This window comes from Sphingomonas sp. (assembly GCF_042096255.1).
Lineage (GTDB): Bacteria > Pseudomonadota > Alphaproteobacteria > Sphingomonadales > Sphingomonadaceae > Sphingomonas.
In genome coordinates, this window is the sequence record NZ_JBELLZ010000018.1 from 13,868 (window position 1) to 27,823 (window position 13,956).

The window sequence follows — 13,956 nt, forward strand, 5'->3', positions numbered from 1 at the left end:
GACGTGCGCGAGGAATAGGGGACAGGCGATGAGGGCACGCGATCTCGGCTTCGTGATTACCGGCACGCTGGCCGTGCTGCTCGCCGCCGCACCGGCGCAGGCGCAGGAAGCGACCGCTGCCGCCGCCAGCGGCCCCGCCGCGGAGCCCGCGCCCAGCGAGGACATCATCGTCACTGCCCTGAAGCGCGAGCAGACGCTGATCGACGTGCCGCAATCGGTGTCGGTGGTCAGCGGCGCCGCGCTGGAGCGCAACCAGGCGACCAGCTTCCAGGATTACGCCAAGCTGATCCCCGGCTTCCAGATCAGCCAGAGCAACCCCGGCGAGGCGCGGCTGGTGCTGCGCGGCATCAACACCGGCGGCGTCGCCGCCACCGTCGCCACCTATGTCGACGAGACGCCGTTCGGATCGTCGAGCGGGCAGGTCAACGCCGCGATCCTGGCGGGCGAGTTCGACACGTTCGACGTCGCACGCGTGGAGGTGCTGCGCGGCCCGCAGGGCACGCTTTACGGCGCCAGTTCGCTGGGCGGCGTGGTGAAGTTCGTCACCGCCACGCCGCGCACCGATAAGGTCGAGGCGCGCGCGCGCGGCAGCATCGAGACGGTGGAGGGCGGCGACCTGTCCTACATGGGCTCGGCGCTGCTCAACGTGCCGATCAGCGATACGTTGGCGATCCGCGGATCGGGCTTCTACCGCAGCTTCGCCGGCTTCATCGATTCGGTCGGCACCGGCGGGTCCGACCGCGCCGAGGAGATCAACGATTCGCAGAGCTATGGCGGGCGCATCTCGGCGCTGTTCACGCCCAGCAGCGATGTCTCGATCCGGCTGACGGCGATCCTCCAGAACCTGAAGACCGATGCCGCCAACGTGGTGGAGAGCGATCCTACGACGCTGCGCACGCTCTACGGCCGCTTTACCCAGTCGCAGTTCGTGCCCGAGTTCACCGACATCCGCTATCGCCTGTACAACGGCACGATCACCGCGAACCTGGGCTTCGCGGACCTCACCTCCGCCACCAGCTATTCGACCCTCAAGCAGCGGCTGCGCGACGACACCACGGTGCTCTACGGATCGCAGCTCGGCCTGTACGATCCCGACGCCGGGCCGGCGGCGGACATCGGGCTGAACCAGCAGACCAATGTCGAGCGCTGGACCCAGGAAGTGCGCCTGTCCAACGAGGGGCCGGTGTTCGACTGGCTGGTCGGCGGCTATTACAGCCATGAGAAGGGCGCGATCCTGCAGCGGCTGGAGGTCTTCGATCCGGGCACGCTGACCCCCACCGCCGCCTTTCCGCCGCTGGAGGCGGCGCTGCCCGGCTTCCCGCTGCTGGCGGACATCTTCACCCGTTCGACCTATGAGGAGTTCGCCGGCTTCGCCAACGGCACGCTCCATCTCGGCGAGCGCTTCGACCTGACCTTCGGCGGGCGGTACAGCCACAACAATCAGGATGCGAACCAAGGCGGTGTTGGCCCGCTCGCGCCGCCGGCTTTGTCCTCGGAGTCGAAGGAGGACGTGTTCACCTGGTCGGTCGCGCCCAAGGTGAAGTTCGGCGACGACGCTTCGCTCTATGCACGCGTCGCCAAGGGCTTCCGCCCCGGCGGGCCCAACATCGTGCCGGTGGTGCCGCCGGGCGAGGAGCAGCCGCCCTTCACCTACGACTCCGATTCGCTGGTCAGCTATGAAGTGGGCTTCAAGGCGGAGACCGCCGATCGTCGCTTCGGCATCGACATCGCCGCCTTCCATATCGACTGGAGCGACATCCAGCTGTTCGCGCAGGTGGGCAATTACGGCGTCAACGCCAACGGTGGCAGCGCCCGGAGCGACGGCGTGGAGTTCACCGCGACGATGCGGCCGACGCCCGGCCTGACCACCTCGGTCAACGGCGCCTATACCGATGCCAGGCTGACCGACGACACCAGCCCGCTGGTCGGCGGGCGCGACGGCGACCGGCTGCCCTTCACGCCCGAATGGAGCGTCAACGTCAACGGCGACTATGAATGGGCGCTGGGCCGCGAGGTCATGGCCTATGTCGGCGGCTCGATCCGCCTGCTCGACCGGCAAATCGCCGATTATGACGCCGCCTTCGTCGCGGCCAACAACCGCCAAATTGAGGTGCCGTCCTATACCGTGATAGACCTGCGCGCCGGCGTCGACTTCGGCCGCTTCTCGATCGAGGCCTATGCCAAGAACCTGGGCAACAGCGCGGGCAAGACCAGCGTCGTGGGCATCGGCAACTTCCCGAATGGGGCGGTCGGCACCGGCGTGATCCGCCCGCGCACCATCGGCGTCACCCTCGGCGCCGGCTTCTGATCGTGGCCGACGCGAGCGTGGCGGCGCATCTGCTGCCCGCGCCATACCTCTTGTTCCTGGGGGACACCACCGAGGCAGGCTTCGCCAAGACCGCGTTTGGCCTACGCGACTGGGCGGGAGACAAGTGCCTCGCGGAGCATGCGCTGCCCGGCGCCACCGTCTCTACCGGGCTGCCGGCAATGACGCCGCGCAAGGCGGCGGCGGCGGGCGCGGGGGCGATGGTGATCGGGGTGGCCAACCAGGGCGGAGTGGTGCCCAACAGCTGGATGCCCGCGCTGCTGGAGGCGATCGACGCTGGACTGGCGCTGATCGCGGGCATGCACGTCCGCCTCGCTGATTTGCCCGAACTCGCCGAAGCCGCGGCGCGGCGCGGCACGCAGCTGATCGACCTGCGCACGCCGCCCGCCGGCCTGCCGATCGCCAGCGGGCGCAAACGGAGCGGGCGTCGGCTGCTCACCGTCGGCACCGATTGCGCGCTGGGCAAGAAATATACCGCGCTGGCGATCGCGCGGGGTTTGCAGGCGCGCGGGCTGGACGCGACCTTCCGCGCCAGCGGGCAGACCGGGATCATGATCGCCGGGGAGGGCATCGCCATCGACGCGGTGATCGCGGATTTCGCCGCGGGTGCGGCCGAGCTGCTGAGCCCCGATGCAGCGCCCGATCACCTCGACGTGATCGAGGGGCAGGGCTCGCTGTTCCACCCCGCCTATGCGCCGGTGTCGCTGGCGCTGCTCCACGGCAGCCAGCCCGACCTGTTCGTGGTCTGTCACCAGCCGGGGCGCGAGGCGATCCTGGGTACGCCCGGTTACCGCGTGCCGCCGATCGAGGCGGTGATCGAGATGACAGTGGCAGCGGGACGGCTGACCAACCCCGCCATTCGCTGCGCCGGGGTGAGCCTCAATACCGGCGCGCTCGGCGCGCAGGCGGCGGCGCGGGTGATCTCCGAGACCGCCGACCGCCTGGGCCTCCCCGCCGCCGATCCGATCCGCGGCGGCGAGCGGTTCGAGCATCTGCTGGATGCGTGCGCGTGAGGACGGCCCTTTCTACTCCCCTCCCTTCACGGGAGGGGTCGGGGGTGGGTGGCGTGTTCGCGATATCGAGGACACAGGCAAACGGGCGGCCGTATCACCTGGCCTCCACCCACCCCCAGGCCCTCCCTTCCAGGGAGGGGAGGTAGTGGACCGCCTGCGCCGCTTCATCCTGCCGGGACTGGCGTTCAAGGCGGTGGTGATCGGCGGCGGCTATGCCACCGGGCGCGAGATCGCCGAGTTCTTCCTGCCGGCAGGGCCGTGGGGCGGGCTGGCGGCGATGCTGCTGGCGACCGCGATCTGGTCGCTGGTCGCCGCCGCCACCTTCCGTTTCGCCCTGGCGACCGGCGCACGCGATTACCGCCACTTCTTCGCTGGCCTGCTCGGACGCGGGTGGGTGGCATTCGAGATCGCCTATGCCTTGTTCCTGGTACTGATCCTGGCGGTGTTCGGCGCCGCCGCGGGGGCGATCGGCGCCGCCACTCTGGGCATCGCGCCGATCGCGGGCACGCTCGCGCTGATGCTGGGGATCGTCGCCTGCGTCGCCTTCGGCAACACCGGGGTGGAGCGGATGTTCGTCTGGGTGTCGGTGCTGCTCTATGCCACTTATGCGGCGTTCCTGGTGCTCGCGCTCGCCGGCTTCGGCGACCGGATCGCGGCGGCCTTCGCTGCCGGCGCGGCGCCGTCAGGCGGCGGCTGGGCGCTGGGCGGGATCACCTATGCCGGGTACAATATCATCGGTGCGGTGGTGGTGCTGCCGGTGGTGCGCCACCTGCGCGAGCCGCGCGACGCGGTGGTCGCGGGGCTGATCGCGGGGCCGCTCGCCATGCTGCCGGCGCTGCTGTTCTTCGTCGCGATGGTCGCCTTCCTGCCCGACATTGCCGGCGCGACCCTGCCGTCCGACTATATCCTCTCGCGGCTCGGGCACCCCGGCTTTCACCTGCTGTTCCAGGGCATGATCTTCGCCGCCTTGCTGGAGAGCGGCACCGGCGCGGTGCATGCGATCAACGAGCGGGTGGCGCGCGCCGGGGTGACGCTCGGCGCCGGCGGCCGCGCGCTCGCCGCGGCGGCGCTGCTCGCGCCCTGCATGCTGATCGCCGACCGGATCGGCCTCGTCACCCTGATCGCGGGCGGCTACCGCCTGCTCGCCTGGGTGCTGATCCTCCTCTACGTCCTGCCGTTGCTGCTCACCGTCGCGCTTCGCCGCGGGAGCCCGCCGGCGCTTCGCCCGGAGATACCATGAAGACGCTGCTTGCCCCGCTGCTGCTCGCACTCGCCACCCCAGCGCTCGCCGCGCCGCCCGCCGGGCTCGACGCGCGCATCGAGGCGCTGCGTCAGGGCTCGGAGACGCCCGGCATGGCGGTGGCGATCGTCGAGGACGGCAAGGTCGTGCTCGCCAAGGGTTATGGCCTGCGCAAGATCGGTGCGCCCGAGCCGGTCGATGCCGACACGTTGTTCATGATCGGCTCGACCGGCAAGGCGTTCACGTCGGCGGCGCTCGCCACCCTGGTCGATGCCGGCAAGATCGGCTGGGACGACAAGGTGATCGATCATCTGCCCGGCTTCCAGATGCACGACGCCTGGGTAACGCGCGAGATGACGGTGCGCGACCTTTTGGTCCACCGCAGCGGGCTGGGGCTGGGCGCGGGCGACCTCCTCATGGTGCCGCGCGGCAAGCTCAGCCGCGCCGAGGTGGTCCGCCGCTTGCGCTACATCAAGCCGGCGACCAGCTTCCGCAGCGGCTATGCCTATGACAACATCCTCTACATCGTCGCGGGTGCACTGATCGAGGCGGTGAGCGGGCAGGCTTACGAGGAGTACATGCGCGACCATGTGTTCGCGCCCGCCGGCCTGCCCAACGCCACTGCCGAGATGGCGCGCCAGCTCTCCGCGCCCGATCGCGCGCATCCGCACGGCCGCTTTGGCGGGCCGGTTCGCGGCGTCGGCAAGCAGCGGCTGATCGACGAGCGCGATCGGCTCGGCCAGGCGGGCGCCCCCGCGGGGCTGATCGCGGCGAGCGCCAACGACCTCGCGCGCTGGCTCCAGATTCAGCTGGCCGGCGGAGCGCTGCCCGAGGGCGCCGGTCGGCTGTTCAGCGCGGCGGCGGGCAAGGAGATGTGGACGCCGGTCACGCCCATGCCGATCGAGCCCTTCCCCGGCCCGCTCGCCGCCACCGCGCCCCAGTTCTCGGCTTACGCGCTGGGCTGGGACGTGCAGGACTACCGCGGTACCAAGGTGGTCTGGCATGCTGGCGGGCTGTTCGGCTTCACCACCATCGTGGTGACCATCCCCGAGAAGAAGGTCGGCTTCGCGATCGCGCTCAACAGCGAGGAGATCGAGCCGCGCTACGGGCTGATGTACGAGTTGCTCGATCATTATCTGGGGTTGCCCGCGCAGGACTGGCCCGCCAAGTTCGGCGCCTTCCGCCGCGAACGGATCGCCGCCGCGCAGAAGGCGGTGGCGGCGGCGCGGGCGACCCCGGCGAAGGTCGGCCCGTCACTGCCGGTGGCGCGCTATGCGGGGCGCTATGTCGACCCGTGGTACGGCACTTTGGTGGTCGGCCGGGACGCCAAGGGCCTTACCGTGGATTTCACCACCACGCCGCAGATGACCGGCCGGCTGACGCATTATCAGTACGACACGTTCGTGGCGAAGTTCGCCGATCCGGCGATCGAACCCGCCTATCTCACCTTCGCACTGGACGCCGAGGGCAAGGTGGCGCGAATCACCGCCAAGCCGGTCTCCCCGATCGCGGACTTCAGCTTCGACTATCAGGATCTGGATTTCACGCCCGAGCCTGCCCGGAACCCACGCGTGGACTGATGCGGCTGGAGCGCCTATATTCCGGCCATATTCTGTCCGGAGTCGAGACGATGCGCTATTCCACCCAGATCAAGCCGATCAGCGAGCTCAAGGCGAATGCCGCCGGGCTGATCGAGGAGATCGCCGAAACGCGCAACCCGGTGATCATCACCCAGAACGGCCGCGCCAAGGCGGTGCTGATCGACGTAAAGACCTATGAGGAGCGCGAGGAGACGCTGGCGCTGCTGCAGCTGCTGCTCCTTCGCCAGAGGGAAGCACGGAAGGGCAACACCCGGGATGCGCGCGAGGTCCTGGAAGAGCTGCGCGGCAAGGTCGCCGATAGGTGAGCGCCCCGCCCTATACGGTTCGCCTCCTTGAGGATGCCGCCGACGACCTGCGGGACATCCACACCTATCTGGTCGATCAGGGAGCCCAAGAGGCGGCCGACTCACTGGTGGATGCGCTGCTGGAAAAGATCGAAACGCTGCGCCACTTCCCCAGTCGGGGCAGCGTGCCGCGCGAGTTCGAAGAACTGGGTTTCGCCGATTTCCGGCAGATCGTCATGCCGTCTTACCGGATCTTCTACGAGGTGGTCGAACAGGAGGTCGTGATCCTCCTGGTTGCCGACGCGCGACGCGACATGCGGGCCTTGATCCAGGCCTTCCTGCTCAATCACCGTCCGGAAGATCCATGACCCGCCGCTACGACGCCCTGATCATCGGCGGCGGGCACAATGGCCTGGTCTGCGCCTTCTATCTCGCGCGCGCGGGCATGAAGGTGCGCGTGCTGGAGCGGCGGCATGTCGTCGGCGGTGCGGCGGTGACCGAGGAATTCCACCCCGGCTTCCGCAACTCGACGGCCAGCTACACCGTCAGCCTGCTCCGCCCGGAGGTGATCCGCGACATGCGGCTGCACGACCGCGGCTATCGAGTGATCGAGCGGCAGGTCAGCAACTTCCTGCCGTTTGAGGACGGGTACCTGAAGCTCGGCGGCGGCACCGCGCGCACCCAGGTGGAGTTCGCGCGCTTCTCGGCCCGCGATGCCGAGGCCTATCCGCGCTACGACGCCGCGCTGGAGCGGGTCGCCCAGGTGCTGCGCGACCTCGCGCTCAAGGCACCGCCCAACGCGGGCGGCGGTCTCGCCGCGCTCGCCGCCGCCGGGCGCCAGGGCTGGCCGCTCGCGCGCCTGTCGATCGAGGCGCAGCGCGATTTGCTCGACGTCTTCACCCGCTCCGCGCGCGAGTTCCTGGACGGCTGGTTCGAGGACGACCGGGTCAAGTCCGCCTTCGCCTTCGATGCGGTGGTCGGCAACTTCGCGGGTGTCTCGACGCCCGGCTCCGCTTATGTCCTGCTCCACCACGTCTTCGGCGAGGTGAACGGCCGCAAGGGCGCCTGGGGCCACGCGGTCGGCGGCATGGGCGCGATCACGCAGGCGATGGCGTGCGCCTGCGAGGAAGCGGGGGTCGAGATCACGCTGGAGGCGCCGGTGGCTCGCGTGCTGGTCGATGACGGACGGGCGGCGGGTGTGCAGCTGGTTTCGGGCGAGGAGATCGCCGCGCCGGTGATCGCTGCAAACGTCGGCCCGGCGTTGCTCTATCGGCGCATGGTCGATCCCGCGGACCTGCCCGCCGAGTTCAACCGGCGGATGACGGGCTATAAGACCGGCTCAGGCACCTTCCGGATGAACGTCGCGCTTTCGGAATTGCCCGACTTCACCGTGTTGCCCGGCCGCGCGCAGGCCGAGCATCACGGGGCGGGCATCGTCATCGCGCCGGGGCTCGACTATATGGACCGCGCCTATGACGATGCCCGCGCGCATGGCTGGTCGCGCCAGCCGATCGTCGAGATGCTGATCCCCTCCACGGTGGACGACAGCCTCGCCCCGCCCGGCGCGCATGTCGCCAGCCTGTTCTGCCAGCAGTTCGATCCCGCGGTGGACTGGAACACGCATCGCGAGGCCGCGGCGGACCTGATCGTCGACACAATTGACGCGCATGCCCCCAACTTCAAGGCAAGCGTGATCGCGCGCCAAATTCATGCGCCACTCGACCTCGAACGCAAGTTCGGCCTGGTCGATGGCGACATCTTTCACGGCCGCATGAGCCTCGACCAGCTGTGGGCGGCGCGGCCGATGCTGGGCCATGGCGACTATCGCGCGCCGATCGCCGGCCTTTACATGTGCGGATCGGGTACGCATCCCGGTGGCGGCGTCACCGGTGCGCCCGGCCACAATGCCGCGCACGCGATCCTGCGTGACCGTCCGCTGCTAAGTTGGTTCCGATGACCGCCTAGCGGCGCGTGCTTCCCGCTCGGCGCGGCGCAAGGTCGCGCACCGGCTCGGGCAACGCGGCGCCGGTGGTCCAGCCGAGGTGCGGCAGGCTGATCGAGCGCTTGCCGGTCAGATCGATGCGGACCACGATCAGCCCCTTGTCCTGGATGTCCTCCAGCATGCGCCGCGCGCGCCGCGGCGAGACGGTGCCGTAGAGCTCCGCCAGCGCCGCATCGTCGGGACAGTCCTCGCCCGAGCGCCCGGCGCGTGCCAGCGCCAGGAACGGCGCCCACATGTCCTCGGGCAGCGCCGCCGCCAGCACCAGCGCCTCGCCCCAATCCTCCGCCGGATCGAGCCCGGCCTGCGCCATCGCCAGGCGGCGGCGGAACCGGTCGAGCGGCTCGCTCGCGGCAACGCCGCGCATCCGGCAGCGCACCTCATAATCCTGGTAGAGCTGCGCCACCGCCACGCGCGCGCGCTCGGCTGCGATCGCGGCGGCCACCTCGGTGCGCACCGCCTCGGCCTCCTCCTCGCCCAGCGGCGGCATCTCGGGAACCGGCGCGGCGGGCGCCGGCTCGGTCACGCGGCGCATCAGTTCGTGCAGCGGCATGGGTGCGGGCGGCGGGGGAGGGGGCGGCGGCGCCTCCGTCTCGGCGAACAGCCGCTCGCGCAAATCCTCCTCGTCCGCCTTCGGCAGCGGGATCAGCTTGGGGCTGACGTTCTTGGCCGCGGTGGCGACGCTGCCGATCCTGACGCTGATCGGCCGGCGCGAGATGGCCGGGCCCAGCGCCATGAACTCGCCGCGCGACAGGTCCCGGATCGTGTCCGCCTGGCGCCGATCCATGCCCAGCAGGTCCGCGGCGCGCGCCATGTCGATGTCGAGAAAGGTGCGGCCCATCAGGAAGTTGGACGCTTCCGCCGCGACGTTCTTGGCCAGCTTGGCGAGCCGCTGGGTGGCGATCACCCCGGCGAGGCCGCGCTTGCGCCCGCGGCACATCAGGTTGGTCATGGCGGCGAGCGACACCCGCCGTGCCTCCTCCGAGACCTCGCCCGCGGCGGCGGGGGCGAACAACTGCGCCTCGTCCACCACCACAAGCACCGGGAACCATTGCTCGCGGGGCGCATCGAACAGCGCCGAGAGGAAGGCGGCGGCGCAGCGCATCTGCTCGTCCACCTCCAGCCCCTCCAGGTTCAGCACCACCGAGGCGCGGTGCTCGCGCGCGCGCTGGGCGAGGCGGGTGACCTCGCCCAGGCTGTAGGCCGCCGCATCCACCGCGATGTGATCGAATGCGTCCGCCAGCGAGACGAAATCGCCCTCGGGATCGATCACCACCTGCTGGACCAGCCCGGCGCTGCCTTCAAGCAGGCGACGCAGCAGGTGCGACTTGCCGGACCCCGAATTGCCTTGGACGAGCAGGCGGGTGGCGAGCAGTTCCTCCAGGTCGAGCTCGACGGTGCGGGCCGACGAGTCCGATCCCATGTCGATCTTGGCAGTCATCTGCAGCGTCGATGGCGGCGGGTGGGGGCAAGGGCAAGGGGGTTGCGCATCCCGAGCCCGGCGCGCCGCCCCCGCGTCAGACCTGCGCGAGACCGCCGTCTACGAACATCTCGCTGCCGGTCATGAAGCTGCTGTCGTCCGATGCCAGGAAGGCGGCGGCGGCGGCGACCTCCTCGGGCGCGCCGATGCGGCCGATCGGTGTGGTCGCTCCCAGCGCCTCCATCGCTTCCGCGCCGACTACCTCCTGAGCCAGCTCGGTGCGGGTGGGCCCGGGCGAGAGGACGTTGACGCGGATGCCGGTGCCGGCAAGGTCAAGCGCCCAGCTGCGGGCGAAATTGCGCACCGCCGCCTTGCTGGCGCTGTAGGTGCTGAACCGCGGCGTGCCCATCACCCCCGTGGTGGAGCCGGTGAGGATGATCGATCCGCCCCGATCCATCAGCGGCAGCGCCTTCTGCACGGTGAACAGTGTGCCCTTCACATTGGTACCGAAGGTTCGGTCATATTCCTCCGGCGTGATTTCCCCCAGCGGCGCCAGCTCGCCGGTGCCGGCATTGGCGAAGACGATGTCGAGCCCACGTCCCTCCGCCTTCACCGCATCGTAGAGCCGGTCGAGATCGGCGAGGTCGCTCACCGAGCCCGTCACCGCGCGCGCGTTCGGACCCAACCGTGTCAGTGCCGCATCCAGCGGCGCCTGGCGCCGGCCGAAGAGGAAGACGAATGCGCCTTCGTTCACGAAGCGCTGCGCCGTCGCGAAGCCGATGCCGCTGCCGCCGCCGGTCACCACCGCGGTCCGGCCATGCAACCTGTCCATGTCATGCCTTTCCTGTTCAAGGTGGCGGACAGCTGGCGGTGCACCCACCTGTGGACAAGTATGCACCTTTTGGTAAGTATCGAAGAATGAGTTCCGACCCGTCACCCGGCTTCACCTGCGGGCTGGACGTCACGCTGCGTGTCATCTCCGGTAAGTGGAAGCCGCTGATCCTCTACTTTCTGCTTCAGCAGCCGAACCGCTATGGCGCGCTCAAGCGCGCAGTTCGCGGTGTCAGCGACAAGGTGCTGATTCAGCAGTTGAAGGAGCTGGAGGCGGACGGCGTGCTGGTCCGAACCGATTACAAGGAAGTGCCGCCGCGTGTGGATTATGCGCTGACGCCGCTCGGCCGCACCCTGGCCGATGCGCTGGTGCCCCTTTGCACCTGGGGAACGGAGAACATGGCGGAGGTGACTCGCATCTTCGCCCAACGCGAGGGCTGGCATGCCGGCCTCGGCTGACCGGCCGGGCATCATCGGGCGGTTGAAGCGCGTCTTCGCCGAGGAGGATTGGGCGTTCGCGCCGCATGAGGTGCCGGTGATGCCCGGCTCCCCCGGCTCGCCCGAACATCCGCCGCGCCGCCGCATCGCCTATGCGCTGATCGGCATCCTGGTCGGGCTGACCGGCGGCTTCGGCAATGCGCTGATCGCCGCCAACACGACCACGCTGGCCGGGGCGCTGGGGCTCGATCCGGCCGAGATCGCCTGGCTGCCGACCGTCTATGTAATGACCAACGTCAGTGCCAACCTGCTGCTGATCAAGTTCCGCCAGCAGTTCGGTCTCCGCCCCTTCGCGCTGATCTTCCTCGGCCTCTATGTCGCGCTCACCTTCGCGCACCTGTTCGTGCTCGACTTCGCCTCTGCGGTGCTGGTGCGCGCGGCGAGCGGGCTGGCGGGGGCGCCGCTGTCCAGCCTGGCGCTCTATTATCTGATGCAGGCGGTGCCCGCGCAGCACCGGCTGCGCGCGGTGATCCTGGGGATCGGCGTGCCCCAATGCGCGACGCCGCTGGCGCGGCTGTTCTCACCCGAGCTGCTGGCGATGAGCCAGTGGCGCACGCTCTACCTGTTCGAGCTGGGGCTGGCGGCGCTCAGCCTCGCGGCGGTGCTGGCGCTGCGGCTGCCGCCGACGGTGCGTCAGAAGGCGTTCGAGCCGCTCGATTTCGTCACCTTCACCCTGTTCGGTGGTGGGCTGGCGCTGATCGCGGCGGTGCTGGGTCTGGGCCGGATCGTGTGGTGGACGGAGGCGGCGTGGATCGGCTGGGCGCTCGCCGCCGCCATCCCGATGCTCGCCGCCGCGCTGGCGATCGAGCATGGCCGCGCCAAGCCGCTGCTCAACACCCGCTGGCTGGCGAGCGCGGACGTCCTGCGCTTCGCGATCGTCACGCTGATGGCGCGCATCGTGCTGAGCGAGCAGAGCTTTGGCGCGGTCGGGCTGCTGACCGTGCTGGGGCAGAACAACGACCAGCTGATCCCCTTCTTCCTGCTGATCTTCGTGGCAACAGTGGTGGGGTTCCTGCTGAGTGCGGCGACCTTGGACATCGAGAAACTGGCCCATCCGGTCATGCTGGCGATCGGCATCGTCGCGGTGGCGGCATGGTTCGACGCGCAATCGACCAGCCTCACGCGCGCACCGCAACTCTACGTCACGCAGACGCTGATCGCCTTCTCGGGCGCGTTCTTCCTCGGCCCTTCACTGCTGTTCGGCATGACCCGCGCGCTCAAGGAAGGCACCGGCCACGTCATCAGCTTCATCGCGCTGTTCGGCATCCTCAACTCGATCGGCGGGCTTGCCGGTTCGGCGTTGGTCGGCAGCTATCAGGTGGTACGCGAGAAGGCGAACAGCGCCGCACTGGTCCAGGCGATCGACACCACTAGTCCGCTTACCCAGGCTCGGCTCCAGGCAGGTGCGGCGGGGGTTGGGGGCGTGGTAAGCGATCCGGCGCTGCGCTCTGCCCAGGGCGGCGCGTTGCTGTCGCGCACCGCGACGCGCGAAGCCAACGTGCTGGCCTATAACGATATGTTTCGCATGATTGCCTTGCTGGCGACGCTGACCTTCCTCTATCTCGCCGCGCTTCTGATCCGCCGCGAGATCCGTGCCCGGCGGGAGGCCCGATGACCGACACTGCCGTAAGCTCCACGCCCGTTACCGAGGAACGCGCCGCCGAACCGCCCGCCGGTTCCGGCTGGCGCCCGCCGGCCTTGTCGCCGGCCGCGATCGTGGTGATTGTCGCGCTGACGCTGGCTGGGGTGCTCGCGGTGCTGGCGGCATGGCGGATGTGGCCGTTCACCAGCGATTTCGAGTCGACCGACAACGCCTATGTCCGCGGCCGGGTGACGGTGATCGCGCCGCAGGTGTCCGGCTATGTGACGCAGGTGCTGGTGCGCGACTTCGCCGAGGTGAAGCCCGGTCAGCCATTGGTGGTGATCGACCAACGCATCTACCGCCAGCGGGTCGAACAGGCACAGGCGCAGGTGGCGGCGCAGCAGGCGACGTTGGCGAACAGCCGCCAGGCCGCGGCGAGCCGAACCGCCAGCTTCGGCGGGCAGGAGGCGGCGGTGGCCAATGCCGAGGCGCAGCTGATGCGTGCGCAGGCGGACATGGCGCGCGTCAACGATCTCGTCACCGATGGCTCGGTTTCCTTGCGCGAGCGTGACCAGACGCTCGCCGCGCTGCGCCAGGCGGAAGCGGGCGTGCGCCAGGCCCGCGCCGCACGCGAGATCGCCCGGCAGGACATCCGCACGGTGGAGGTCGGCCGCGGCGGGCAGGAGGCGGGCGTTTCGGGCGCCGAGGCCGCGCTGCGCCTCGCCCGCATCGACCTGGCCAACACCGTGATCCGCGCGCCGGAGGCAGGGCGGCTGAGCGAGGTGGGCGTGCGCGTCGGCCAGTACGTCACCGCCGGATCGCAGCTGATGTTCCTGGTGCCGCCGGAGGTGTGGGTGATCGCCAACCTGAAGGAAGCGCAGACCGCGCGCGTTTCGGTCGGCCAGCCGGCGAGCTTCACCGTCGACGCGCTCGCCAATGCACGCCTCACTGGCCGGGTCGAGCGGATCGCGCCCGCCGCGGGCAGCGAGTTCGCGGTGCTCAAGTCCGACAATGCCACGGGCAATTTCACCAAGGTGCCGCAGCGGATCGCGGTGCGCATCCGCATCGATCCCGGCCAGCCGCTCGCCCGCCGCCTGCGTCCGGGCATGTCGGTGCAGGCGCGCGTCGACACCGCCGGCACGCCGACGCCGCGATGAGGCGC

Annotated in this window: 12 protein-coding genes; 10 read left to right on the forward strand and 2 right to left on the reverse strand. The window is 69.7% G+C overall.

Annotation, left to right across the window (positions count from 1 at the left end; all coding sequences use genetic code 11):
• Nucleotides 1–28: 28 nt before the first annotated feature.
• The 7 genes from ACFDTH_RS05545 to ACFDTH_RS05575 all read left to right on the forward strand — a co-directional run bounded on the left by ACFDTH_RS05545 (nucleotide 29) and on the right by ACFDTH_RS05575 (nucleotide 8,421).
• Entirely contained in the window at nucleotides 29–2,308 is a 2,280-nt protein-coding gene (locus ACFDTH_RS05545) for a TonB-dependent receptor (protein ID WP_375286517.1), read from the forward strand.
• 2 nt (nucleotides 2,309–2,310) lie between these two features.
• Nucleotides 2,311–3,339 (forward strand): DUF1611 domain-containing protein, encoded by a 1,029-nt coding sequence (locus ACFDTH_RS05550; RefSeq protein WP_375286518.1) that lies wholly within the window; start codon nucleotides 2,311–2,313, stop codon nucleotides 3,337–3,339.
• A 145-nt stretch (nucleotides 3,340–3,484) separates the two neighbouring features.
• Nucleotides 3,485–4,579 (forward strand): hypothetical protein, encoded by a 1,095-nt coding sequence (locus ACFDTH_RS05555; RefSeq protein ID WP_375286519.1) that lies wholly within the window; start codon nucleotides 3,485–3,487, stop codon nucleotides 4,577–4,579.
• Nucleotides 4,576–6,159 carry a serine hydrolase gene (locus ACFDTH_RS05560; RefSeq protein ID WP_375286520.1) on the forward strand — a complete coding sequence of 528 codons (1,584 nt, stop codon included), beginning with the start codon at nucleotides 4,576–4,578 and terminating at the stop codon, nucleotides 6,157–6,159. The genes ACFDTH_RS05555 and ACFDTH_RS05560 overlap by 4 nt, the downstream gene beginning before the upstream one ends.
• A complete protein-coding gene (locus ACFDTH_RS05565) occupies nucleotides 6,159–6,485 on the forward strand; it encodes a type II toxin-antitoxin system Phd/YefM family antitoxin (RefSeq protein ID WP_375286521.1) in 327 nt (108 codons plus the stop codon). Before ACFDTH_RS05560 ends, ACFDTH_RS05565 begins: the two co-directional genes overlap by 1 nt.
• The gene (locus ACFDTH_RS05570) at nucleotides 6,482–6,832 is read left to right on the forward strand and encodes a type II toxin-antitoxin system RelE/ParE family toxin (RefSeq protein WP_375286522.1); all 351 of its coding nucleotides are present in this window, start codon (nucleotides 6,482–6,484) and stop codon (nucleotides 6,830–6,832) included. The genes ACFDTH_RS05565 and ACFDTH_RS05570 overlap by 4 nt, the downstream gene beginning before the upstream one ends.
• Nucleotides 6,829–8,421, forward strand: a complete 1,593-nt coding sequence (locus tag ACFDTH_RS05575; RefSeq protein ID WP_375286523.1) for a phytoene desaturase family protein — start codon at nucleotides 6,829–6,831, stop codon at nucleotides 8,419–8,421. The genes ACFDTH_RS05570 and ACFDTH_RS05575 overlap by 4 nt, the downstream gene beginning before the upstream one ends.
• Before the next feature lie 4 nt (nucleotides 8,422–8,425).
• Here ACFDTH_RS05575 and ACFDTH_RS05580 read toward each other — a convergent pair whose 3' ends face one another.
• Together ACFDTH_RS05580 and ACFDTH_RS05585 are read right to left on the reverse strand one after the other, a co-directional pair.
• Complete coding sequence (locus tag ACFDTH_RS05580) at nucleotides 8,426–9,904, reverse strand: helicase HerA domain-containing protein (protein WP_375286524.1); 1,479 nt, start codon at nucleotides 9,902–9,904, stop codon at nucleotides 8,426–8,428.
• A 76-nt stretch (nucleotides 9,905–9,980) separates the two neighbouring features.
• Nucleotides 9,981–10,715 carry an SDR family NAD(P)-dependent oxidoreductase gene (locus ACFDTH_RS05585; RefSeq protein WP_375286525.1) on the reverse strand — a complete coding sequence of 245 codons (735 nt, stop codon included), beginning with the start codon at nucleotides 10,713–10,715 and terminating at the stop codon, nucleotides 9,981–9,983.
• An 86-nt stretch (nucleotides 10,716–10,801) separates the two neighbouring features.
• Here ACFDTH_RS05585 and ACFDTH_RS05590 point away from each other — a divergent pair, with 86 nt between their 5' ends.
• The 3 genes from ACFDTH_RS05590 to ACFDTH_RS05600 are packed head-to-tail and all read left to right on the forward strand — an operon-like array spanning nucleotide 10,802 to nucleotide 13,951.
• Nucleotides 10,802–11,173, forward strand: coding sequence for a winged helix-turn-helix transcriptional regulator (locus ACFDTH_RS05590; protein ID WP_375286526.1), 372 nt, complete (start codon nucleotides 10,802–10,804; stop codon nucleotides 11,171–11,173).
• The gene (locus ACFDTH_RS05595) at nucleotides 11,157–12,827 is read left to right on the forward strand and encodes an MFS transporter (protein WP_375286527.1); all 1,671 of its coding nucleotides are present in this window, start codon (nucleotides 11,157–11,159) and stop codon (nucleotides 12,825–12,827) included. Before ACFDTH_RS05590 ends, ACFDTH_RS05595 begins: the two co-directional genes overlap by 17 nt.
• Nucleotides 12,824–13,951 (forward strand): HlyD family secretion protein, encoded by a 1,128-nt coding sequence (locus ACFDTH_RS05600; protein WP_375286528.1) that lies wholly within the window; start codon nucleotides 12,824–12,826, stop codon nucleotides 13,949–13,951. The genes ACFDTH_RS05595 and ACFDTH_RS05600 overlap by 4 nt, the downstream gene beginning before the upstream one ends.
• Nucleotides 13,952–13,956 lie beyond the last annotated feature (5 nt).

Bases quoted from the DNA above. Each gene is read 5' to 3' on its own strand.
- ACFDTH_RS05545 (WP_375286517.1), top strand. From the start codon at position 29: ATGAGGGCACGCGATCTCGGCTTCGTGATTACCGGCACGCTGGCCGTG.
- ACFDTH_RS05560 (WP_375286520.1), top strand. From the start codon at position 4,576: ATGAAGACGCTGCTTGCCCCGCTGCTGCTCGCACTCGCCACCCCAGCG.
- ACFDTH_RS05565 (WP_375286521.1), top strand. From the start codon at position 6,159: ATGCGGCTGGAGCGCCTATATTCCGGCCATATTCTGTCCGGAGTCGAG.
- ACFDTH_RS05575 (WP_375286523.1), top strand. From the start codon at position 6,829: ATGACCCGCCGCTACGACGCCCTGATCATCGGCGGCGGGCACAATGGC.
- ACFDTH_RS05580 (WP_375286524.1), bottom strand. From the start codon at position 9,904: ATGACTGCCAAGATCGACATGGGATCGGACTCGTCGGCCCGCACCGTC.
- ACFDTH_RS05585 (WP_375286525.1), bottom strand. From the start codon at position 10,715: ATGGACAGGTTGCATGGCCGGACCGCGGTGGTGACCGGCGGCGGCAGC.
- ACFDTH_RS05590 (WP_375286526.1), top strand. From the start codon at position 10,802: ATGAGTTCCGACCCGTCACCCGGCTTCACCTGCGGGCTGGACGTCACG.
- ACFDTH_RS05595 (WP_375286527.1), top strand. From the start codon at position 11,157: ATGCCGGCCTCGGCTGACCGGCCGGGCATCATCGGGCGGTTGAAGCGC.
- ACFDTH_RS05600 (WP_375286528.1), top strand. From the start codon at position 12,824: ATGACCGACACTGCCGTAAGCTCCACGCCCGTTACCGAGGAACGCGCC.